This window comes from Patescibacteria group bacterium, assembly GCA_020148145.1.
GTDB lineage: Bacteria > Patescibacteriota > Minisyncoccia > Minisyncoccales > JAHCRE01 > JAHCRE01.
In genome coordinates this window covers 1-21,126 of sequence record JAHCRE010000006.1, presented here as the reverse complement: position 1 = coordinate 21,126, position 21,126 = coordinate 1, and the positions used below count along the sequence as shown (strand labels likewise).

The 21,126-nt window shown below is 37.7% G+C and carries 27 protein-coding genes; all 27 read left to right on the top strand.

What is annotated here, in order from left to right; translation table 11 throughout:
* The first annotated feature begins 142 nt into the window (after window positions 1-142).
* On the top strand, window positions 143-442 hold the full coding sequence (locus KJA15_00425; GenBank protein MBZ9571797.1) for a winged helix-turn-helix transcriptional regulator: 300 nt from the start codon (window positions 143-145) through the stop codon (window positions 440-442).
* A 13-nt stretch (window positions 443-455) separates the two neighbouring features.
* Window positions 456-692: a hypothetical protein gene (locus KJA15_00420; GenBank protein ID MBZ9571796.1), complete on the top strand. Its 237-nt coding sequence runs from the start codon at window positions 456-458 to the stop codon at window positions 690-692.
* A gap of 1 nt (window position 693) precedes the next feature.
* Window positions 694-867 carry a hypothetical protein gene (locus tag KJA15_00415; protein MBZ9571795.1) on the top strand — a complete coding sequence of 58 codons (174 nt, stop codon included), beginning with the start codon at window positions 694-696 and terminating at the stop codon, window positions 865-867.
* A 7-nt stretch (window positions 868-874) separates the two neighbouring features.
* The gene (locus KJA15_00410) at window positions 875-1,054 is read left to right on the top strand and encodes a helix-turn-helix domain-containing protein (protein ID MBZ9571794.1); all 180 of its coding nucleotides are present in this window, start codon (window positions 875-877) and stop codon (window positions 1,052-1,054) included.
* Window positions 1,051-1,845, top strand: a complete 795-nt coding sequence (locus KJA15_00405; protein ID MBZ9571793.1) for a hypothetical protein — start codon at window positions 1,051-1,053, stop codon at window positions 1,843-1,845. The genes KJA15_00410 and KJA15_00405 overlap by 4 nt, the downstream gene beginning before the upstream one ends.
* A 533-nt stretch (window positions 1,846-2,378) precedes the next feature.
* Window positions 2,379-3,329, top strand: coding sequence for a hypothetical protein (locus tag KJA15_00400; GenBank protein ID MBZ9571792.1), 951 nt, complete (start codon window positions 2,379-2,381; stop codon window positions 3,327-3,329).
* A 235-nt stretch (window positions 3,330-3,564) separates the two neighbouring features.
* A complete protein-coding gene (locus KJA15_00395) occupies window positions 3,565-3,843 on the top strand; it encodes a hypothetical protein (GenBank protein ID MBZ9571791.1) in 279 nt (92 codons plus the stop codon).
* A 182-nt stretch (window positions 3,844-4,025) separates the two neighbouring features.
* Window positions 4,026-4,343: a hypothetical protein gene (locus KJA15_00390; GenBank protein MBZ9571790.1), complete on the top strand. Its 318-nt coding sequence runs from the start codon at window positions 4,026-4,028 to the stop codon at window positions 4,341-4,343.
* Between the two features lie 503 nt (window positions 4,344-4,846).
* Window positions 4,847-5,959, top strand: coding sequence for a hypothetical protein (locus KJA15_00385; protein ID MBZ9571789.1), 1,113 nt, complete (start codon window positions 4,847-4,849; stop codon window positions 5,957-5,959).
* A gap of 181 nt (window positions 5,960-6,140) precedes the next feature.
* Entirely contained in the window at window positions 6,141-6,659 is a 519-nt protein-coding gene (locus KJA15_00380; protein ID MBZ9571788.1) for a hypothetical protein, read from the top strand.
* Window positions 6,660-7,024: 365 nt separating this feature from the next.
* Window positions 7,025-7,519 (top strand): hypothetical protein, encoded by a 495-nt coding sequence (locus tag KJA15_00375; GenBank protein MBZ9571787.1) that lies wholly within the window; start codon window positions 7,025-7,027, stop codon window positions 7,517-7,519.
* 308 nt (window positions 7,520-7,827) lie between these two features.
* Window positions 7,828-9,075, top strand: coding sequence for a hypothetical protein (locus tag KJA15_00370; GenBank protein MBZ9571786.1), 1,248 nt, complete (start codon window positions 7,828-7,830; stop codon window positions 9,073-9,075).
* A 205-nt stretch (window positions 9,076-9,280) separates the two neighbouring features.
* On the top strand, window positions 9,281-9,505 hold the full coding sequence (locus KJA15_00365) for a hypothetical protein (GenBank protein MBZ9571785.1): 225 nt from the start codon (window positions 9,281-9,283) through the stop codon (window positions 9,503-9,505).
* A gap of 75 nt (window positions 9,506-9,580) precedes the next feature.
* Window positions 9,581-10,033, top strand: a complete 453-nt coding sequence (locus KJA15_00360) for a hypothetical protein (GenBank protein ID MBZ9571784.1) — start codon at window positions 9,581-9,583, stop codon at window positions 10,031-10,033.
* 187 nt (window positions 10,034-10,220) lie between these two features.
* On the top strand, window positions 10,221-10,469 hold the full coding sequence (locus KJA15_00355; protein ID MBZ9571783.1) for a DUF5320 family protein: 249 nt from the start codon (window positions 10,221-10,223) through the stop codon (window positions 10,467-10,469).
* Window position 10,470: 1 nt separating this feature from the next.
* Window positions 10,471-10,683 carry a hypothetical protein gene (locus KJA15_00350; GenBank protein ID MBZ9571782.1) on the top strand — a complete coding sequence of 71 codons (213 nt, stop codon included), beginning with the start codon at window positions 10,471-10,473 and terminating at the stop codon, window positions 10,681-10,683.
* Between the two features lie 5 nt (window positions 10,684-10,688).
* Window positions 10,689-11,018, top strand: a complete 330-nt coding sequence (locus KJA15_00345) for a NifB/NifX family molybdenum-iron cluster-binding protein (protein MBZ9571781.1) — start codon at window positions 10,689-10,691, stop codon at window positions 11,016-11,018.
* 1 nt (window position 11,019) lies between these two features.
* Window positions 11,020-11,850, top strand: a complete 831-nt coding sequence (locus KJA15_00340; protein MBZ9571780.1) for a P-loop NTPase — start codon at window positions 11,020-11,022, stop codon at window positions 11,848-11,850.
* A gap of 5 nt (window positions 11,851-11,855) precedes the next feature.
* Window positions 11,856-12,713 carry an ATP-binding protein gene (locus tag KJA15_00335; GenBank protein MBZ9571779.1) on the top strand — a complete coding sequence of 286 codons (858 nt, stop codon included), beginning with the start codon at window positions 11,856-11,858 and terminating at the stop codon, window positions 12,711-12,713.
* Entirely contained in the window at window positions 12,707-12,985 is a 279-nt protein-coding gene (locus KJA15_00330) for a DUF134 domain-containing protein (GenBank protein MBZ9571778.1), read from the top strand. The genes KJA15_00335 and KJA15_00330 overlap by 7 nt, the downstream gene beginning before the upstream one ends.
* A gap of 186 nt (window positions 12,986-13,171) precedes the next feature.
* Window positions 13,172-15,064 (top strand): fibronectin type III domain-containing protein, encoded by a 1,893-nt coding sequence (locus tag KJA15_00325; GenBank protein ID MBZ9571777.1) that lies wholly within the window; start codon window positions 13,172-13,174, stop codon window positions 15,062-15,064.
* A 151-nt stretch (window positions 15,065-15,215) separates the two neighbouring features.
* Window positions 15,216-16,334: a hypothetical protein gene (locus tag KJA15_00320; GenBank protein MBZ9571776.1), complete on the top strand. Its 1,119-nt coding sequence runs from the start codon at window positions 15,216-15,218 to the stop codon at window positions 16,332-16,334.
* A 42-nt stretch (window positions 16,335-16,376) separates the two neighbouring features.
* Window positions 16,377-17,366: a hypothetical protein gene (locus tag KJA15_00315; GenBank protein MBZ9571775.1), complete on the top strand. Its 990-nt coding sequence runs from the start codon at window positions 16,377-16,379 to the stop codon at window positions 17,364-17,366.
* 11 nt (window positions 17,367-17,377) lie between these two features.
* On the top strand, window positions 17,378-18,391 hold the full coding sequence (locus KJA15_00310; GenBank protein ID MBZ9571774.1) for a hypothetical protein: 1,014 nt from the start codon (window positions 17,378-17,380) through the stop codon (window positions 18,389-18,391).
* Window positions 18,392-18,434: 43 nt separating this feature from the next.
* Entirely contained in the window at window positions 18,435-18,812 is a 378-nt protein-coding gene (locus KJA15_00305; GenBank protein ID MBZ9571773.1) for a four helix bundle protein, read from the top strand.
* Window positions 18,809-19,747, top strand: a complete 939-nt coding sequence (locus KJA15_00300; GenBank protein ID MBZ9571772.1) for a hypothetical protein — start codon at window positions 18,809-18,811, stop codon at window positions 19,745-19,747. Before KJA15_00305 ends, KJA15_00300 begins: the two co-directional genes overlap by 4 nt.
* Window positions 19,737-21,126 (top strand): hypothetical protein (locus KJA15_00295; GenBank protein ID MBZ9571771.1); only part of this gene is annotated, 1,390 nt, incomplete at its 3' end. The genes KJA15_00300 and KJA15_00295, both read left to right, overlap by 11 nt.

The following is a 21,126-nucleotide window of genomic DNA, read 5'->3' as shown; positions in this document are numbered from 1 at the left end:
CCATTCGCTGGGCAATTTTTTATTTTCTCGATTCGAGCCCTGTGTGAGTATTATGTTCTGGTTCTTGACAACAATTTCTATATCAGCTAAACTATATATGGTCGACAATGTTAAAAATTAAACTTATAGAAAAAAGATATAAATGAACGAAGAATTTATAAAAGAAATAATAGCTTTAAAGTCTGTTCTTAACCAAGTCCTCTCTCTCTATAAGCTAACACACGCTGATCAAATAGAAGCTGCTAAAGAGAAAGCATTAGCTAGTGGGCCTAGAAAAAAAGTCTATAATTTATGTGATGGCAAAAAAGGTGTTACTGAAATTGCTAAAATCCTCAGGGTCAAACAGCCAACAGTTACCCACCACTTAACAACACTCTCTGAGTTAGGTTTTATCACAAGTGAAACCAGAAAAGGCAAAAAATATTTTTTTAAATTGATTTAAACAACAAAGCAATATGCCTTCGAACAAAAACACACAAGACATCATAAAGAGATTAGATGTGATAATTAACTTTTTACTAACCTCTCTTACCCAAAGTGAAGAAAAAAGATCAAAAATGACTTTGGCTAGTTTAGCTAGTCAATTGAGACAATTAGGTTTTAAAAACCAAGAAATTGCACGATTGCTAGGGAAAACTAATACACAAGTATCACATTTACTTTATGATAACAAAAGAAGAAAGAAGAAGTAAAATGAATAAAAAACAGGAAAAAAAATCTGAAACAGAGGAGATTATAGATTTACTGAAGAAGCTTTTGATTGTTGAGCTTAGCAGAGCTGGTATGACCCAACGTAAGATACGGAAGATAGTTGGCACAGATATTAACATGGTGAATAAAATTGCCAAACATTTGAAAAAGAAATAAAAACAATATGGCTAAGAAAAGGAAACAATCACTAAAACCACTGGAAGCGATTAAAAGGCTTCTAATTTTGAATGCAATGTTGAACGGGGCTGAATCAAAGGATATTGCAGAGATTTTAGAGATTAGCAAGAGAAGAGTTCAGCAAATTGTTCCAATTAAGGAAATAAAAAAGAAAAAGAAGTCATGACTCTTCTTGAACGTCTTCAAAAAAAACTTAGATCTTCCACAGTGGTCGCTCTAAAGAAAAGAATTTGGCAAAGAGGAAGACCTCTTGGTCTTACTTCAAAAGAGGCTATTTTTATTCTGGCTGCAGAAAATAATGTGGGCTATTCAAGGGAACTTAAGAAACTTTCCCTAAAAGAACAGAGTAAAATAGCTAGTGCAATTCAAGTTTCTCAATCTGAGAAAAAAAGAAGACTATACTATAAGGCTAGATCCTCTGTGTCGAGGCCAATTAAGACCCAATTTGGTATAATCAATGAACCTTTGTTGCCAAATTCGGTGAAAAAAGACGCAGTAAAAATGGCAGGAAAAGCATATCTTGTACTTTATATTTTTGAAAATTCTATTAGAAATTTTATAAATAAAGTCTTAGAAAAAGAATTTGGTTCAGATTGGTGGCCGACAAAAATGAATACCAAAAAACTTTCTGAAATCATGACTAGAGTAAAAGAGCGAATGAAAGAAGAAAAGCGAAGAGCCTGGCACGGTAAAAGGGGCGATCATCCAATATATTATTCTGATTTTGGAGATTTAATTTTAATTTTGAAGAGCCATAATAGAATTTTTAATAAGTATTTGAAAAATCAAAGGAGAAAAACCGAATGGTTATTATCGAAACTAGATGAAACTATACCATCAAGACGTATTATTGCCCATCATAATCCATTGTCAGATCGGGATCTTAGTAGGGTAGAAGGCAATCTAATGGATTGGACAAAACAACTTAAATTTATTCGAGATAACAAGGTACTTTAAGATATAATGGGCCTATTATTGGAAAATTATCCCAAAACCAAGTTCTAATATTGTACCATCCCCGGAGCTAACTAATCGCCAAAGGGGCGATTTTTTGGGAGAATTCTTTAAAAATTATTAGATTCAAAAACTTGTCGTTCTAGAACGACAAGTGAACGACAACTTTTGATAAAAACTCGACACTCGAATGTCGAGTCAACGTCAACTTTTAATTTTTGCAAAAGAGGGGTCTTAGAGGATTTTTTACCTTCAAAAACTCATTTTTTGAATATAAAATAGGGGCGAGGGAGCGAGCAATAGCGAGCGACCGAGCCCACCAAAGAGTAAAAGAAAATAATAGTAAAAGTATATATAGTTAGGGGTAAGGTTTTTAGTTTTTTAAGTCCCGTTTCCTACACTGATGGATAAGATTTGGTAGGATAATAGAGAAAGTTTGTAATTGTTTAAATCGCGGAGCAGGCTAGTGCTCGGTTCGAGCGACCGAGCGGCATTAAAAATCGCCAAGAGGGCGGTTTTTTGGTAGAATTGAGAATATGGATTCTAAAGAATCAAATATCAAAATAGAAGAACAAGGAAAATCAGGGCGTTATGAGGTTACTTTAATTAAATTAGGCAAAGAGAAAGTTCTTTATGTAACTATTCCTTATACAGGATGCACGAAGACTCCCCGATGTTTATTTTGCGGTGTTCAGGAAGAGCGTAATAAGAATTTAAAAATCAATGAAGAATTTGGTAATGAAGTATTAGCTAAAATTAAAAAGTATATAACCAAGTATTCTCCGAATTCACTAGTTTTATATAACGGCGGGAATATCTTGAGGGAGGAAGAGATGTATCAACCAACTATTTTAATAGATATCCCAAAGTATATTGCCCTTCATCAAAAATGTAAGGCGTATGAAATCGAGGCAAGAGTAGATGATGTAATTCGTTTCCAAGAAAAACTTAAAACTATAAAATCTCATTTAGAGACAAAAAAATTGAGAATAAGATTAGGAATAGAATTTTTTGATGATGAATTATTAAAAAAACATAAAAAAGGGAACGACACACAACAAATTCAGCAAGCGGTAGATATTTTAAATAAACTAAATATTGAGTGGAACGGATATATAATGCTAGGCGGTTTAGACATGAAACGAGAGGAGGTAATAGAAGTTGCAATAAAAACAGGCAAGTTTATGATAGATAATAATGCTTTTAAAGTTAGTATAAATGGCATTTTTGTAACAAAGGATCTCCAACGAGCTTTTGGTAATCGAATTTATGTTCCTGATTATTCCAACTTAATATCTGTATTAACAGGGCTCTGCAAATATAAAGATAAAAAACAGAGCCAAGTCCTATTTAAAGTTGGCTTTGAAGAAGAGTACACCAAAAATGTAGTACGTTTTCCTTATGTTTCCAGAAAAATAGATCTTAAAGAAGTTACAAAAAAATTAAATGATTTTAATATAACCCAAAACACTAAGATGCTTAGTTAGTTGACAACAGTTTTCCTTTATATTTTATTAAAGACTGGTATCGCAGAGTATTCCATTGTCCACTGCCAATAGGTTCTAATAGCGTTCAGGCCCCGCAGCATGGCACCGCCCGAGAGTTTTTCTCGGGGTTTTTGATTATGTCGGGCAGACCCTGTTAAAATCTTGACGAGCTTGAAATAATAATAGTATAATTTAAAGACAGTTCTTTCTATAAAATATAAAAGGAAGTGGAAGAATGAGCGAGAGATACAGATGTAAAGGTTGCGGTGCAGAGTTTGAATGCGAGGGGATTGTAGTAGAAGGAAAAACAGGCCATACAGCAAGCCAGTATGGATTCAAAAAGATTAAGGAAGGAAACGACCCGAGTTGCAGATTTTGCGGTGGAAATTTCATTTGGATTCCAGCATTAAAAAGGATTAAAGAAACAAAAGAACCCCCAAGGAGACTCCAGGACTTACTTAACCAAATTCAAAGGGCGTTTCAGAAAACTGACCGCCCGAATTTTTTTATTTAAATCTTTACAGGAGCTAATTGAATCCCTAAACTAAGCCCTAATTCTTCCAATTCCTCTCTAATTCTTTTCCAATTGACAGTTCTGAATGCGTCCAATAGGGGGAGCTTTTTTATTTCCGCCCGCCCTCGAGAGTTTTTCTCGGGGTTTTGGTTTGCGGACGATTTGAGGTATAATTAGATAATATGACCACAAAAACCTTAATTGTCATTTTAATAGTTGGAATAATTATAATCGGTGGATGGTTCATCTATAATTCCCCCTTTTTTATACCAATCCGCTACAAACTTTTGCGGTGTCCCGAAGGATACAAAAAATTTGGTTCTCTCTCTGGTCCTTATTGTGCTCCAGACTCACAGAAACCTTGTAGCTTACACACCGATTGTCCTGAAGATGAGCGTTGCATCTCTAAAGATGGAAAGAACTGGTTCTGTTCAGGAAGATGGACTGGTTGTTATTTCTGGGATCCCGAACGCCCAGAAGAAATGCTTTGTGCAGATTAGTTCTGAGATTCCACCAGACAGGTTCTTACATCGTCCACCAGGGGAGCATCGACAAATCCTCTAACTTGCTCCTCCTGCCCCCTAGGAGTTGATTTTTTTGATAAAAAGTTATATAATCTTTATCAGTAAGAGATAAGGAGGTTTAGAAATGAAATGTAAACAGGAAGGCTGCACAGGAGAAATTGATACGAGTAATCCTATCTCTCTTATGACTGGGTGTGGTGGCGGATGCTGCGGTCCTCATGCGACCGCTTACCCTTGTGATACCTGTGGGCGTCTCCATTGGGGAGATGGTTCGCTTACTTACAACAGAGCTGGACAAAAAGCCTTTCTAAGAAATAACGAAGTCATCCTCGAGGACTGAACCACGGTCGTTAAAAAAACCTTATTTTCTCGAACAAAGGCAGTTTCAACTGCCTCTTTTTTTATTTCCGCCCGCCCCGCCCGAGAGTTTTTCTCTCGGGGTTTTGTTTTGCGGGTGATTTAAGTTATAATTAGATAATATGAATTTTATTAAACAAGGTAAAACTAATTGGAACTATATTGGAATTGTAATACTTTTAGGCATCTTAGTTGTTGGAACAATCTTATGGTATGTAATAAAACAAGAGATTTCTCTTACTGAATTTCCTGAGATAAAGAAACCAGAGGAGGGCATTAATGCCCAACAAGTTATTTTGTCTGATGAAGGGGTTAATGAAATATTAAGAGAATATGCTCAAAAAAGAACGATAAGTTTTAATGATGTTGGGGCTGATAGAATCTTGTTAGACGCTTTGGAATTTAAAGATACAGACATAAAGAATAGAGTTCAGGAACTTATCAGAAAATTTGAAGATCTAGAGCTAGAAATCCAAGATGCCCCTGACTTGAGAAGTTGGAAAGTTCAGCGAACAAAAGTATGTATTGCAGAAAGCATCATTTTTAATGATCTAGAAAATACTACCCAACGGTGTGGATATGAACCAGAATTCTTTTTTTCGGGCGCTGATGACCTTTTAGCTGATACGCAGGTAATTTCATTTTTTATTAATGGCTTTGCCCACTATTATAAAGAGGATCACCTAAGGGCAGATTATTATTTCAACCAGATAAAATTACACCGTTCTCTCTTGGAAGGTTTTGAGGTAGATTTTAGCGTTAAGTATCTTGAACTATACAATAAAATTTATAACAAGGTGCTAGAAATTTCTTCAGAAATATTTGAAGGCGAAGAAGCAAAATTTCAAGGCGGAGCGCAAACAATAGGTGAGCCAACCGATGGATTAATGCTTAATGCTATTAGATATAGCGATCACGGAGCATTTTATCGTTTTGTTTTTGAAATAAAGAAACTCGATGGTTCAGAAGCCCAAGCGATTCCTTTTACTAAGGCTGTTCTTTATGCAAGCGCGAAGGTGATTGAGGTGGTAATCAATGGTATGAGAAACAATCTCGCTGGCCCATCAATTGGAAAAATTGTAGAGATCGGAGATCCGGTAGTATTTTCTTATGTCCAAGAAAAAATTTATGACGATCAAACACTTCAATATTCAATAGCTTTAAATAAATATTCTGAATATTATCTCTACGCCTTAACAAATCCAGTAAGAATAATTATTGATATTCAAAAATAAACGAAGAGATGCTTTCTACTTTTAGGTTTTTGGGGTAAATTCTAATAATTCCCTCGTTTGTTTTAATAAAACTTCAGGATATTTAAACACCTTTCCCCATCTCAAGGCTCTAAAATCGTCCGCTAGACCGAGCCGCCCGCCCCCGATAGTTTTTCTTAGGTTTGTGTTATAATGTAATAATATGGAAAACAAAGATATTGCAAAGGGAATCATTTTATTGATTATTATCGTTTTAGTGGCGAGCGGTGTCTATTTGTGGCAAAAATCTGCTTTAGAGGGTGTAAAATCTGAGATGGGACAACAGATAAGTGAATTACAGGCTCAATTTGAACAAGAGAAGAGGGAAAAGGAGGATTTGCAGCGGCAAATTAATGAATTATTAGAACAAAGAGAAGGATGCTTAGAAAGTGATCCCAAATTATGGAGTTGGGAAATTGATGAGCTAAAAAAGAAAGGATTGATAGACCCTGTTAACGATTTAAAATCTGACCTTATGCAACATTCAGAGTTGATACCATATGAAGGTATTCTGGGAGGCACTATGGGTTTTTACAGTAAAGATAATATATGGATTTTAACAAAAAAATGGGTTTTGGCTTGGTTTGAAGATGGACACATTGGGGGATATATGTTGCTTGAATATACGGTTTCAGATGGGGGTGAAATTACTTGGAAAGTTATAGATTCATATTTAGATTAAAACCTCATAAATCAGGTCCTAGCATCGTTTACACAATTCCCTCATCTGTCCTAATACAACCTCAGGATATTTAAACACGTCTTCCCATCTTAAGGTTCTAAAATCGTCCAATAGTCCGAGCAGGCTTGTGAGCATTTCGGATGACCGAAAGGCCTCACATTTTATCTTTTTTATTTCCGCCCCGCCCCGTCTTTCTGAGAGCCGCCGCTTGACAAGATAGAAAATTATATAGTATAATTAAGGTGTAAGAATAAGATAGTTCTTTGATAAAAAATTAAGGGGGAAAGGAGTTCTGAGCGAGCGAATTGTCTATCATGTTTGGTAAATAGTTCGCTCGCTCAAAGCAGGAGTGAAAGGGCAAAAAAATGGAAAAAGCTAGGCTTGGTTTCGTGGTACTATTCGTGATTGGAATAGCAGTAGCACTCTACTCATGGTATAGTTACAGCAACTTCGTAGCAATGGAGTACGGCCACATCTCAGACGCTATAGCTGACTTACAGCAAGCTAAGGAAGCACAAGCTTTCGAAGACAAGATTGGATACGTCAAAGAAGCTATTCAACACTACCAACAGGGACCAAACATGGAAAACCTTCAAATCCTTGCCACTATGACGACTCCCGAACAGCTCGACATAAGCTTGCCAGAGGTAATAAAGGACTTAGAAAACGAACACAGCGCAGCAACGTTAACTCCTCGAACTGTTATCCCAGCTTTCGTCTACTTGGGTTTTTTGGTAAGCGCCTTCCTTCCTGCCGTTTTCTACGGTAGGTGGAAGAAGAGCAGCGACGGCGAAAAGTATCTCACTGGAGTAATCATCGCCTTGCTAATCTCTTTCCTATTAGGCGCACTGCTATTGTAGAGGTACCACAGGATCATTCGTTTGCCGTCACCTTCCCCCTCTTTTTTCGAGCCCAGAATGTAAATTATGAGCTGGAAAAAGGAGAAAAGAACGCAAGAACTGTCTATAATTAGGCAGTTTTTGTTTATGAATGGGTCAAGACCGGCACCTCAAAATACTCTTTTGTTCTCATAAAATAGGTTCTAACAGCGTCCACTACCCGCAGTATTTTTATTTCCGCCGCCCGAGAGTTTTTCTCGGGGTTTTCTTTTGTGGTAGAATAGAAATGAAAAGGTCGATAATATAAAAACATATAAAAGGAAAAAATTATGAAACGTACTGCTCATGGTTGGATAGCCCTCCGAGCTTATAAGTTTATAGATGACATTAGCGTTAATGGTAAAATAGGTAATGTATATCATACTGATAAATTAATAGAGCTCCTTTCTTATTATCTTTCTGATACATGGAATGGAGCCTGGATTCCTGATAGTTTAATCTGCGATATGCAGTATGGCCATATTTTTAAACAGACTAATGACCCAGAACTTCTAGGTTCTATAAAAAAAGATAAACGAAGCCAGGTACCCTACGAAGAACTTATATCCAGGCTCCGGGGGAGACGTCTTTGTTTGAAATACCTTGAAGGAGAAAAAGTGTTAAATGAATCTTATTGGTCACAGAAAGGACATTTACCTGATCGAGTAATAGCTCTTACTCATACTGTTAGTGATATGCTGAAACTTGGTGATTTCCCCTTAGCCTTTTATCTTAGAGAGCAAAGAAGAAAGGCTTATGAGTGTGATTTGTCTGCTGCAAGCATAAAGAGTCTTTCTTTATCGCCTACTTTTTCTGCTCGCCAAATCGCTACCACTTTTTTTATGCTCTCTCATTATATTGCTGATGGCCATATGCCTTTGCATTGTGATTATCGAGATTATGATAGAGGTAACAGAATAAGACCTATTCCGCCCCGCCTGCATCCTTCGATAGAAGAAAGATGGGATAAATCTTTTCCCGAGGAGAGAATAGTAGGGATAGGTAAATATTCTAAAGATTCAGTAGATGATATTGTCCTTAACCTTCCAAAAAATTCTATAATTAAAATAGATAAAGAAAAAAAGTATAAATTAAGTGCAAGTGCTGACGGACTTAAGAAAAGCAATAGTGATGTATGGAAAGAGATGGTTAATATCTGCAGAGTATCTTATGCTCTCTCGCGAGTTTGGATTGATAAAGAAGACACAGAAAATGAAGAATTAGGATACGACGATGTAAGAGAATTAATTAAAAGAAAAGGGAAAGAAGAGTTTGTAGATATTACTAATCGAGTTTTTCACGATGTCGTTGAATCAGTAGCGCGAATTTGGCTTTTAGTGTGGGGAAAATTTATAAAAAGGCCTAAAATTTTATACATCGGAAATAAGGACAAAAATCATATGGAGGTGCATCAACATACCTGTCCTTGGCTTGATTTAGTCAAGAATACTAATAAAGTAAAATTTATCAATCTCATTGATGCTTATAAACAAGGATTTGATAACTGTGCTCATTGTCTTGGTGGATCGAAGGGGTGATGGGCTAAGGTTACTTAAATTCCGGAAAAGGATTTACAGATATTTTTAGATAAGTTAAACAAACAGGTTCTAACCCAAAATAACAGCAAGCTGTATACGGGGCAGGCATTGTCGCATATGCGGAGCCAAAGAATCGCCAAAGAGGCGGTTTTTTGGTAGAATGTTTTAAAGGTTATATAAAATAATTTATAAGCAACCAAAAAACATGAAAGATGAAACAAAAACAGCAATAGTTACAGCTGCTCTCATGATAGGATTGATAATAATTTTTAAGAATGTAATATACAAACCGCTGAATGTGGTGCCCTTATATTTAATTCCAGTGTTTCTTTATATTGGATACATAACAAGGAGAGTTGGTGCTAAACTTTGGATTGGTATGACTCTATTTATCACGCTGGCAATGGCTGTATTGTATGCTTTCTTTTAGAGTTTTTTTATTGTTTAGGTAAAAAAAATGCAGAGAAGTAACCTCTACGAAGAAAAGATATCCTCGAAGTGGTGGATGACGAGTATATTGACCGCTTTTACAGCTGGATTTCTTTTTGTATTGGTCTATCAAATTTTGGTAGGACCAGTTGGTACTCGTCCCGCTTCAAACTGGTTTTTCCTACTTATGTTTCTATTGTTTTTAGGCGTGACGATTAATTTTAGTAGGCTAAGCATTAGAATAACTCATCTGTCTGTCAAGGTCAGTTATGGGATTTTTAGGCACATCATCACCTGGGAGAATATTAAGAATTGTTATTTAGACGAAGCCTCAATAATTAGATATGGAGGTTGGGGCATACGCATAGGAAGAGTTAAGGGAAAATGGAGATTAGTGTATAATGTTATAGGAGCTCCTCGAGTTGTGCTTTTATTGAAGAAAGGTAGATTTAAAGAGTTTGTTTTTTCAACTGAAAAACCAGAAGAAGTAATGAATATAATCAGGGAACAGACAGCAAGAATAAAATAAGTGCCTCTCGTCCAACAGTGGATAAAATTGTTCTTTCGCAAGTATTCGTTACAAATCGCTACCGGAAAAATCCCCTTAGCGATTTTTTTTAATTGTGGATAAATAAACCTTGACAAGACATAGTTATGGGTTTATAATCATAATAGAAAGGTCGAAAAAGTAATAGCAATTAATAGATTATAATATTATGCCTTTTGGTTATGGTGGTGGTCCTTGGTGGGCTTACAATCAAAGAGATTTAAGAAGATATGGGGGAAGATGTTTTAGATTTCCTTGGCTTCCTCGTTGGTGGTGGGCTTATCCTGAGAATTGGCAAGAGCCTACTCCGAAAGAAGAAAAAGAGATGCTTTTGGAAGAGCTTAAGGCCTTACGAGAGGAAATGAAAGCCATTGAAGAAAGATTAAGAGAGTTAGAAACTAAAAAAGGAAAAAAATAACATGCCAAAGAGAATTCCTTCAATTCCTCCTGGTGGGAGATTTAGAGCGCCCGGAAGAGGTGGTCGGGGTCGACAACCTGGTGGTTTTGGTTTAGGACCCGGGGGAGAATGTATCTGTCCGAATTGTGGGACCAAAGTTCCTCACGGAAGAGGGACACCTTGTTATACTTATAAATGCCCAAAATGTGGCACTTCAATGACTAGGGCTAAATAAAATTTATGAAAATTTGTATTTGTACAACTGGCCCTGATTTAGATTCTCCAATTGATCAAGTTTTTGGTAGATGTAGTTATTTTTTATTTGTAGATATGGAAACCGAAGAATTTAAAACAGTAGAAAATGAAGCAAAAAAGGCAGTGGGCGGAGCAGGAATTGCTGCTGCTCAGACTGTTGCCAATGAAAAAGCAGAAGTAGTAATTGTAGGCAATGTTGGGCCTAATGCTTTAGCAGTACTAGAACAATCGGGAATTAAAGTAATTTCTGGGGTTTCGGGAACCGCCAAGGAGGCCTTGGAGAAATTTAAAAAAGGAGAATTAGAATCAACTTAGCATGCAAAAAATTGCTATTACCGGTGGCAAAGGTGGTACTGGGAAAAGTACCATTACTATCTTATTTGCTAATAAATTAATTAAAGAAGATAAGAAAGTTATTCTTTGTGATTGTGATGTGGAGTGCCCTAATGATTATTTGTTATTGGGTCAAAAATTAGAAAAATCCAAAAAGAAAGTTTATGCTGAATTCCCAAAATTAAATAAAAGAAAATGTAAAAAATGTGGTTTGTGCGTCGAAATCTGTCGAAATAATGCTGCTTTTCAAGCTCCAGAGAAATATCCAGTATTTATTAAAGATCTATGTTCAGCTTGTGGAGCTTGCTGGATTGTTTGTCCACACGGAGCCATCCAGCCGAAAAAAGAAGAGATTGGTCAAATCTTTTTAAATAAAATTGAGAAAGACTATTGGCTAGTAACTGGTCTTGCCAAACCGGGCCTTGAGGAAACAGGCCCTGTAGTTACTAAAACAAAAAAATTTGTTTCAAATCTGGTTAGGAAAAATAAGCCAGATTTTCTTTTATTTGATACGGCTGCCGGTACTCATTGTCCAGTAATTTCTGCTCTTTTGGGTTGTGATTTGGCTTACGCTGTTACTGAACCTACTCCAATGGGAGCTTATGATTTGAATTTAATTTTGGATTTATGCCAAAAACTCAAGGTGCCAGCCAAAATAATTTTGAATCACGCTAATTTAGGAGATAAAAGGAAAATTCAAAAAATCGCCAAAAAATATAAAATTAAAATAGAAAAAGAAATTCCTTATTCAAAAAAATTAGTTGAGGCCTATTCAAAAGGGAAATTACTCGATTTTGAATTAGTAAAATTGTAAGAAATGTGAAAATAGTTATAGCTTCTGGAAAAGGCGGAGTAGGGAAATCGATGCTAACTTCAGCTTTGGCAATGCTTTTTAGAAAATCGAAAAAGATTACGGCTGTAGATTGTGATGTTGATGCCCCTAATTTAGCTATTTGGTTAGGAGGAATAAAAAAATGGGATAAAACTTTACCAGTGGTTACTTCGGCTAAGCCAGAGATTGACTTAAACAAATGCAATAGCTGTAGCCTCTGTGTTAAAAATTGCAAATTTGAAGCATTAAAAATGGTAAATGATAAACCTCGACTAAATCCATTTTTATGTGAAGGTTGTGGTGCTTGTGAAGTTATTTGTCCCCAAAAAGCTATTTCTTTGAAACCAGTTCAAAACGGCCAAATTAGAATTAAAAAAACAAAATATGGTTTTCCATTAATTTCTGGTCAGCTTTATCCGGGAGAATCAGGGTCTGGTAAAGTAGTTACCGAAATTAAAAAAGAAGCAGAAAAATTCAATTATGAAATAATGTTAATTGATTCCGCTCCTGGAACCGGCTGTCCAGTGATTGCCTCTTTACAGGGAGCAAACTTTACTATTCTGATTACTGAACCCACTCCTTCTGGATTTACTGACTTAAAAAGAGTTTTGAAAGTAGTTAATCATTTCAATATTCCTTATGGTGTAGTAATTAATAAGTGGGATATTTATAAAAGTTTAAGCAATAAAATAGAAAAGTGGGCTGGCAAAAAATTTTTGGGCAAAATATCTTATGATAAGGAAATATTTAAAGCCATTGCCAACTTAAAACCAATCGTAGAAACCAATTTAAGAGTTAAAAAAGAAATTAAAAAGATTTCTAAAAATCTCAATCAATTATGGTAAGACCAATAAAACCAAGAAGGGTCATGTTTGATCCGAATGTCACATATTTTAAGCCTAGGGCAGTGCCTCTTTCTATGTTAGAAGAAGTTGATTTAGGCGTAGATGAATTAGAAGCAATCAGACTGTGTGATTTGAAAGGTTTAAACCAAATCAAAGCTGCTAAGAGAATGAAAATTTCTCAAAGCACTTTAGGCCGAATTTTAACTTCTGCTCGTAAAAAAGTAGCCGAAGCCTTAATCAATGGAAAAGCAATCAAAATAAGAAAGAAATAGTAAGTAGGAGGATAGGGTATATTAGGGACTGGCCAAAACTGGTATCTCAAAATACCGTTTTGTATCATAAAATAGGTTCGAACAGCGTTCAGGCCCCGCAGCACCTGGACAACGCTTAGTGCAAGCCCCCACCCGAGAGTTTTTCTCGGGCCTTTGCTTTTGTTTCTGATTTGGTAAAATAAAATAATGGCTAAAATTATTAAAAATGCCTTAGCTAATTTTTTGGCGATTTGCCTTATCTTTTTAATGGTGGCGGTTTGGATTTTTTCTGGCTGGCCCCAGATTTGGAAAAAGCCACCAATTCCGCCGGAAATTCCGGAAGCACGGGCGGATACTACTGAAGAAGTATATCCAACTCTTGGTGAGTCGGTAAAAGAATCACCTTGGAGTGATAATAGCTGGAATACGCCTACCAATATCTATGCTGATGATGGGGCTACGGCAAACGTAACTGCGGCGAATTTTGATAACGGCGACCAGACAGCTGTTTTGAAGGCAACCGGCTTTGATTTCAGCGCAATTCTAGATGGTTCTACTATTAACGGCGTAATAGTTCGCGTTAATTCGTGGTATAGGTCTGGTCAGGGTTCAGGTTCAATGGATTTGCTTCAGTTACTTGATACATCTAAAGCGAAAGTCGGCACGAATCAATGCGCTACACCCGTAGTGCTGACCGAAGATGATACAACAATTATTACCAAGGGTACTTCAGAAGATTTGTGGGGCAATGCCCTGGACGCTGCGTGGGTAAAGAATGCCAATTTTGGTGTAGCAATTGGTATTCTTGCTACAGCGAATAATGCTGATGTGGATGTTGACTATGTAACCATTGAGATATACTACACGCCGCCAGCAAACGTCCCGCCAACGGGCTCTATTAATTCTGCAGCACAAAAAACCGATGGTTCCGGGGCAGTGGATATTTCTATTGAAGTTGATGACCCCAATGATGATGATACTAAGGCCAAAATAGAATATGTAGCTAATGGCACTTGTGATTTTGCTACTCCCTTAGACCCTACTTTAGATGAAGCCGGAGGAGCAACAGCAGACTTTAATGATTCGGGTGGGGCTCCTTCAGTAGTTAACGCTGACACTTATCAGGTGGGGACTACGGCTGATTATAGAATTATCACCTCTTCTGGCTCTAACACTGTTCAATTTGATTGGAATTCAGCTACTGATGCGCCGAGCGGGAACGGCACTTATTGTCTGCGTCTGACAGTTAATGACGATACAGTGGACCAGACCACACCAGTTACTCAAACCCTAACTATTGATAATGTTGCTCCAACTGCGCCAGGAAATTTAACCGACGGTGGCAAGACGACCTCCAGTATTACCTTAACTTTTGGCAGCCAGACGACCGAAACGAACTTTAGCACCTACCGCATTTACTACAAGCAAGGCACTACAGGCGTTACTGAAAGTGATACAGAGCATTCGGATGCAGATCTTGGCTTTATTGACTACAACAGTACCACCAATACAACCGTTTCTGGGCTTACCGCTAACACAGATTATGTCTTTAATATTTGGGCTTACGATACTTACGGCCATAAAGCCAATGCCACTGAACTTTCAATCAAGACCGCTGCTCTAACTTTAACTTTTACCATTGATGGAGACTTGAGCATTGGTTTTGGAACTCTTGTGTCAGCCAACGCTCGTTTTGCAACAGATACGACCGGGTCAGATACTGCTACCTCTGCTCATACTATGACTGTTGCAACAAATGCTTCATCGGGCTACACTGTTACTTACAACGGCGCTACGCTCACAGCGAGTGGAGGCACCATTGACGTTGCCACAATTACTGGCGATGAAGACGGAACCCCTGGAACTGAACAGTTTGCCATTGGCTTTACAACAGACGGTGACGCAACTATTACTTCAGCATACGCTAAGGCAAGCAATAACTACAGTTTTGTCGCAAGCACAACGACTGCCATCATTACAGAGTCAGGCCCGACTGCTACAGAGACCTTTTCTGCGTATTATCTTGCAAATATTTCTTCGCTTACTGAAGCTGGGAGTTACAGCACCAGTGTGACCTATATTGCTACTGGGAATTTCTAGCCCAAGAGTTTTTCCCCAACTAAAAGATTTTACTTAACTAATGTAATTTGGTATAATAATTTAAACAAATAAAAGGTCGAGAGTTCTAATATCTCTAAATAAAAACCCTATTAGAAATTTTAATGGAAAAAATTCTAACGGGGCAAGCAGAATGAAAAAAATATTGATAAGATTTTTAGCCCTGACAGTGATTTTGGCCATGATAGGTTTGCTTTATCCGCCAGCTCCTGTTGTTAACGCGGCTGGCTTATCAAATTTGACTGACACGCTTTCAACGCTCGCAGATTCCGTGCTTGCCGACCACGCGATTCAGTTTGAAACCGTTACTGGAGTAGCGTCTACCGAGACCATTGTTATTACCTTTCCCGCTGACTTTGACGGGTCAAATGATCCTCAAGGAGCTCTTGATTTTAGTGACGTTGATTTTTTTGAGGATACTACGCCTGACCAAGTTTGTGATGGCGTAGAGGAGACCTTGGTTGCCTCTGGCGCTAGTTCGTCAGAGTGGAACGCAGCATTTAGCGGCACGGAAAATAGAGTCCTCACTCTTACTTCTGGTGGTGCCAGCGCAATTATAGCTGCTACTTCCGAGGTGTGTATTAAGATAGGGGAAAATGCTACAGGTGGTTCTGCAAACTCCCAGTATATAAACCCTACCACAACAGGAGAGAAAACAGTAAGTTTGACTGTTGGCTCTGTGGATTCAGGTTCCTATGTGATAAATATTATTGATGATGACTCAGTAGCGGTTTCAGGCACAGTGAATCCCTCACTCACCTTTACCATCGTTGGAGACCTGACCATTGGTTTTGGAACTCTTGTGTCAGGGAATGCTCGTTTTGCAACAGATACGACCGGGTCAGATGGTCCTACATCAACCTCTGCTCATACTATGACTGTTGCAACCAATGCTGCGAGCGGATACACCGTTACCTACAATGGGGCTACACTCACCGATACGGATCCAGATCCAGATACCACCATTAGCGTTGCCACAGTCACTGGCGACGAAGACGGAACCCCTGGAACTGAGCAGTTTGCTATTGGCTTTACAACAAACGGTGATGCAACCATTACTTCAGCATACAATCAGGTTACTCCAACTTTTAACTACAGTTTTGTCGCAAGCACAACGACTGCCATTATTACAGAGGGTGGCCCAACTGCTACAGAGACATTTTCTGCATTTTATCTCGCAAATATTTCAGGAGATACAGAGGCAGGTTCTTACACCACGAGCATTACCTACATTGCAACCGGAAACTTTTAGGTTGCTATAAAAGCCAGCTGTTTGTGGTACCATCGAAGCACCATGAGATTTTTGGTAATTATTAGTTTTCTCTTAGCCGTGGGAAGTATGTTGCCTTTTGAGGTAGCTGCTTTAACTGTCTCTCCAGTAAGAATAGAACTCACTGGTGATCCAGGAACAGTTATTGAGGGCGAGCTCATACTTACCAACGAGCAGGAGGCAACCAGAACTTTTTATTCTTCTTCTGGGAACTTTGAGGCGACTGGAGAAACAGGTACACCCTCGTTTGTTCCAGGAGAGGAGGGTCTTGCTACCTGGATTGAAACTGCCTCTTCAATAACCTTGGGGTCAGGAGGAGAAAAAGAAGTTCCCTATACCATTACAATCCCTCAGGATGCTGATCCTGGAGGGCATTTTGCTGCTATTTTTTGGGGCACCTCTCCCCCTAAAACTGAAGAAGGAGGGCAGGTTTCCATTGGAACAAAAGTGGGCGTTCTAATCTTGTTGAGGGTGAGTGGGGAAATAGAAGAGGGAGGAGGAGTTTTGGAATTCAGTACCAAAGATAAACAAAAGTTTTTTAGCTCATTACCTGTAACGTTTACTTACCGTTTCCATAACAGCGGAGACGACCGTATTAAACCAGAAGGGGAGATGACAATAAAAAATATATTCGGCGGGACTTCAGCAGTTTTACCCGCAAATAAATCTGAAGGAAATATTTTGCCCCAGAGTATTCGAAAGTTTGAGGTTAGTTGGGAGAAAACACAGAACAACAAGCAACAAGAGACAAGTGACAAAGACATAAAAGGAGGATTTTTCCAAGATTTGAAAAGAGAATGGAATAATTTTGCCTTAGGTAGATATACTGCTAATTTAAGCTTAGAATACGGTGCATCAAATGAGAAAGCTCGGGCTAGTTTTAGTTTTTTTGTTATTCCCTGGAGGATTTTAACTCTGGCAATTTCATTCTTAATTATAGCCTTCTTGTTGCTTGCTAAAGGAATAAAAAAATATAACCAGTGGATAATAGCTAAGGCTAGAGCACTAAAGTAAGGTAAAAATGAATGATGGAAAATCCCAAAATTTATTTATTCTTAATTCTGGTTATTCTAGGAGGATTGACCATCAGTTTTTATTATGTTCGGGCTTTAGAAGGAACAGTTAATATTACAGCTACGGTAGAAGGGAATTGCGGTAACGGAATTCTTGAAACAGGAGAGCAGTGCGACGGTTCTGCTTTTGGAGGAGAAACTTGCGTAAGTCGTGGTTTTGCGAGTGGTACTTTAAGCTGTAATGATGATTGTACCTTTGATACTTCTGATTGTACTTCTCCTGGTGGTGGAGGAGGTGCTTGGACTCCGCCACCTATTGGCACTAAGGTTATTATTAAAGGAAAAGCCTTTCCCGGTTCTGAAGTTCATATTTTAAAAGATGGGAAAGAAATAACTACTACCAAAGCTGATTCCAAAGCTGATTTTAAGAAAGAAATTACTGAAATTACTCCCGGCATTTATACTTTTGGTCTTTGGGTTGAAGATAAAGACGGAATAAGGTCCATTACCTATACTTTGACTTTCCGGGTTACTTCAAATGTTATCACTACAGTTAGTGGTATTTTTTTACCCCCAACTATTAGTATAGATAAAACTTCACTTCCCAAAGGTGAAACTTTAAATATTTTTGGCCAAACCGCACCAGAAATCGAAGTAAATGTTCATGTCTTGTCTTCTGAGATTGTTACCACTACTACTAGCGATGAAATCGGGGCTTGGCTTTTACCTTTTGATACCAAACCTTTAGATGAGGGAGCCCACATTACCAAGGCCCGCTCTCAGCTCAATGCTGAAGAAAGAAGCGGCTTTGGAAAAGTGTTGACTTTTTATATTGGAGAAGTAACAGTCCCTTTTGAAGAGATTTCTTCCCAGGTTGATTTCAGCGAAGATGGAAGGGTAAATTTAGTTGACTTCAGTATTCTTTTTTCCTGGTGGGAGAAACCTAATCCTCAATGTGATCTGAATCAAAATGGAATCGTAGATTTGGCTGATTTTAGCATTCTTTTAAGTTACTGGACCGGCTAACTAGAGACAAGAGACAAGCGACAAGATATTAGCGATAAGCGACATGCAACAAGAAACAAGTAATAATCAAAAGGGTTACAGAAGATTAATTGTCTGGCAGAAGGCAGATGAGTTAGCATTTCAAGTTTATGTAGCTACTAAAATATTTCCTCGAGAGGAATTATTTAGTTTAGTTTCTCAAATGAGGCGAGCTGCAATTTCTGTACCAGCTAACGTTGTAGAAGGATATAGTCGATCAAGTAAGAAAGAAAAAATTCAATTTTATAATATTGCTAAAAGTTCGCTGACTGAATTAGAGTATTATTTAGATTTCTCTTTTAGGTTGGATTATTTGAATAAGGACCAATATAACTTATTAATAAAATTAAGAAATGAAGTAGGAAAACTTCTTAATGGGTTTATAAAATCAACTAAAAAATGAAGTATTCTGTTCTAAAAGTTCAATTTTTACTTCTTGTTGCTTGTTGCTTGTTGCTTGTTGCTTCATTTACAAAGGCAGCTGTTTTATATTTAGAACCCTCAGAGGGAGATTATCGGCCGGGCGATACTTTTTTAGTTGAGATAAAGATCGATACTGAAGAGTGTATTAATGTTGTTGGAGCTAACTTAAGTTTTTCTCAGGATATTTTAGAAGCAATTGATTTTAGCCAGGGGGAATCAATTTTAACTCTTTGGGTAAAATTACCAACCATTGATCAAAGTAAAGGCGAAATTTCTCTTATTGGGGGAATTCCCGGGGGTTATTGTGGAAAAATACCCGGTGACCCGGGAGTGAGTAATTTAATAGGGAAAATAGTATTCAAAGTCCCCGGACTTATGGTTAAAGAATCAGGAGAAAAGTTAGCCGAAGTAAAATTTTTAGAGAGCTCCCAGGTGCTTTTAAGCGATATGTTAGGAACAAAAGCTAAACTCGCTACTCAGGGAGCAAAATTTAAAATTTTAAGTAAGCCAGGAATTCCCAGAGATGAGTGGCAGGAGATGATAGAAAAAGATAATATTCCACCAGAACCCTTTGAAATAGAAGTTCGTCAGGATCCATTGATTTTCGAAGAAAAATATTTTATTATTTTTTCTACTACTGACAAACAGACCGGAATGAGTTATTATGAAATTAAAGAGGAGGGCAAAGATTGGGATGAAGCCCAGAGCCCTTATCTTTTGGAAGACCAGAGTTTGCAAAGTGAAATATTAGTGAAAGCGGTGGATAAAGCCGGGAATGAGAGAATTGCCGAATATATGCCACCAGTGAAACCAAAACCATCCCCTTATCGGATAATCATTTTAATTTTGATAGGGGCAGGGGTGGTCTGGTGGCTAATTAAAAAGACCAAAATAAAAAAACAAAATGACAAATAATAAAGCCCGAATTTTAAATTCCAAATTCCAAATATCAAAAATAAATATTTTTGGTATTTTAGCTGTATTTTGGATTTTTGCTTTTTTATTTTTAACATTAGCGAGCGGAACGAACGCTGCTAGTGCTTCCCTGTATCTATCTCCTTCTAGTGGAACCTTTACTGCTGGTGGCACTTTTTCAGTGAAAGTTAAAGTAGATAGCGAGGGAGAGGCTATTAATGCCGCTGAAGGAACTTTGACATTTGATCCAGATGAACTTAATGTGGTTAGTATTTCCAAAAGCGACTCAATTTTTACTTTATGGACTACTGAGCCGACTTTTTCTAATTCTGATGGAACCGTTAGCTTTGGGGGAGGAACACCTGAAAGCTTTACCGGTAGTTCAGGAACTATTATCACCATTATTTTTCGAGCCGAAACTATTGGTGCTAGTAATATAGAGTTTTCTACCGGTTCAGTATTAGCCGCTGATCATAAGGGAACAAATGTTTTAGCCAGCATGGGTTCTGGGACTTACGTTATTCAGCCGAAAACAGTTCTTCCGCCGGTCGAAGAATATGTTCCTCCTGAAAATGCACCGACGGCTCCAAGCATCTCTTCTTCTACCCACCCCGATCCCGATAACTGGTATTCAAATAATGATCCGAAATTTAATTGGGAGGTTCCCGAAGACATTACCGGGGTAAAATTGTTGGTTAACCACAAGCCCATTGACACTCCCACCGTATTTTATTCAGAGCCAATATCAGAGAAACAATTAGAAGATTTAGCTGATGGTGTTTGGTATTTTCATGCCCAACTACAAAACAAATTCGGTTGGGGAGGGATTTCTCATTTTAAATTTCAAATAGATACTACTCTTCTTGATCCTCCGATGATAACCGAATATCCCAAAGAATTAATTTCTGGTTTCCCTCTTTTAATTAAAGGAATTTCAGCGCCAGAGGTTACAATAAAGGTTTATATTCAAAAAGAAGGAAAGATAGAAACAGGTCAAATCCAAAGCGATGAGGAGGGTAATTGGTTTTATATCCACGATAGAATTTTGGAAAAAGGAGTGTATACAATCTTTGCAGAGGCCATAAATTTAAAGGGAGCAAAAAGCAATCCTTCAGAAAAAGTTGTTACTTATATTGCTCCCCCAGCTTTTGTTAGAATTGGAGGGAAAATTATCGATTATCTTTCTATTACTATTCCCCTTTTAGTTTTAACTGCAACTGTAATCTCTGGATTTTTCTGGATTTGGAGGAACATAAAACAAAAAAGAAGGAAATTGGAGAGAGAAACGACAGAGGCTGAGAAAGCTTTATACCAGGCTTTTAAAGATTTAAGAAAAGAAGTAAAAGAACAGGTGGCAAAAATGGATGGTAAACCCGGCT

Bases quoted from the DNA above. Each gene is read 5' to 3' on its own strand.
- KJA15_00425 (MBZ9571797.1), top strand. From the start codon at position 143: ATGAACGAAGAATTTATAAAAGAAATAATAGCTTTAAAGTCTGTTCTT.
- KJA15_00420 (MBZ9571796.1), top strand. From the start codon at position 456: ATGCCTTCGAACAAAAACACACAAGACATCATAAAGAGATTAGATGTG.
- KJA15_00415 (MBZ9571795.1), top strand. From the start codon at position 694: ATGAATAAAAAACAGGAAAAAAAATCTGAAACAGAGGAGATTATAGAT.
- KJA15_00410 (MBZ9571794.1), top strand. From the start codon at position 875: ATGGCTAAGAAAAGGAAACAATCACTAAAACCACTGGAAGCGATTAAA.
- KJA15_00405 (MBZ9571793.1), top strand. From the start codon at position 1,051: ATGACTCTTCTTGAACGTCTTCAAAAAAAACTTAGATCTTCCACAGTG.
- KJA15_00400 (MBZ9571792.1), top strand. From the start codon at position 2,379: ATGGATTCTAAAGAATCAAATATCAAAATAGAAGAACAAGGAAAATCA.
- KJA15_00395 (MBZ9571791.1), top strand. From the start codon at position 3,565: ATGAGCGAGAGATACAGATGTAAAGGTTGCGGTGCAGAGTTTGAATGC.
- KJA15_00390 (MBZ9571790.1), top strand. From the start codon at position 4,026: ATGACCACAAAAACCTTAATTGTCATTTTAATAGTTGGAATAATTATA.
- KJA15_00385 (MBZ9571789.1), top strand. From the start codon at position 4,847: ATGAATTTTATTAAACAAGGTAAAACTAATTGGAACTATATTGGAATT.
- KJA15_00380 (MBZ9571788.1), top strand. From the start codon at position 6,141: ATGGAAAACAAAGATATTGCAAAGGGAATCATTTTATTGATTATTATC.
- KJA15_00375 (MBZ9571787.1), top strand. From the start codon at position 7,025: ATGGAAAAAGCTAGGCTTGGTTTCGTGGTACTATTCGTGATTGGAATA.
- KJA15_00370 (MBZ9571786.1), top strand. From the start codon at position 7,828: ATGAAACGTACTGCTCATGGTTGGATAGCCCTCCGAGCTTATAAGTTT.
- KJA15_00365 (MBZ9571785.1), top strand. From the start codon at position 9,281: ATGAAAGATGAAACAAAAACAGCAATAGTTACAGCTGCTCTCATGATA.
- KJA15_00360 (MBZ9571784.1), top strand. From the start codon at position 9,581: ATGACGAGTATATTGACCGCTTTTACAGCTGGATTTCTTTTTGTATTG.
- KJA15_00355 (MBZ9571783.1), top strand. From the start codon at position 10,221: ATGCCTTTTGGTTATGGTGGTGGTCCTTGGTGGGCTTACAATCAAAGA.
- KJA15_00350 (MBZ9571782.1), top strand. From the start codon at position 10,471: ATGCCAAAGAGAATTCCTTCAATTCCTCCTGGTGGGAGATTTAGAGCG.
- KJA15_00345 (MBZ9571781.1), top strand. From the start codon at position 10,689: ATGAAAATTTGTATTTGTACAACTGGCCCTGATTTAGATTCTCCAATT.
- KJA15_00340 (MBZ9571780.1), top strand. From the start codon at position 11,020: ATGCAAAAAATTGCTATTACCGGTGGCAAAGGTGGTACTGGGAAAAGT.
- KJA15_00330 (MBZ9571778.1), top strand. From the start codon at position 12,707: ATGGTAAGACCAATAAAACCAAGAAGGGTCATGTTTGATCCGAATGTC.
- KJA15_00325 (MBZ9571777.1), top strand. From the start codon at position 13,172: ATGGCTAAAATTATTAAAAATGCCTTAGCTAATTTTTTGGCGATTTGC.
- KJA15_00320 (MBZ9571776.1), top strand. From the start codon at position 15,216: ATGAAAAAAATATTGATAAGATTTTTAGCCCTGACAGTGATTTTGGCC.
- KJA15_00315 (MBZ9571775.1), top strand. From the start codon at position 16,377: ATGAGATTTTTGGTAATTATTAGTTTTCTCTTAGCCGTGGGAAGTATG.
- KJA15_00310 (MBZ9571774.1), top strand. From the start codon at position 17,378: ATGATGGAAAATCCCAAAATTTATTTATTCTTAATTCTGGTTATTCTA.
- KJA15_00305 (MBZ9571773.1), top strand. From the start codon at position 18,435: ATGCAACAAGAAACAAGTAATAATCAAAAGGGTTACAGAAGATTAATT.
- KJA15_00300 (MBZ9571772.1), top strand. From the start codon at position 18,809: ATGAAGTATTCTGTTCTAAAAGTTCAATTTTTACTTCTTGTTGCTTGT.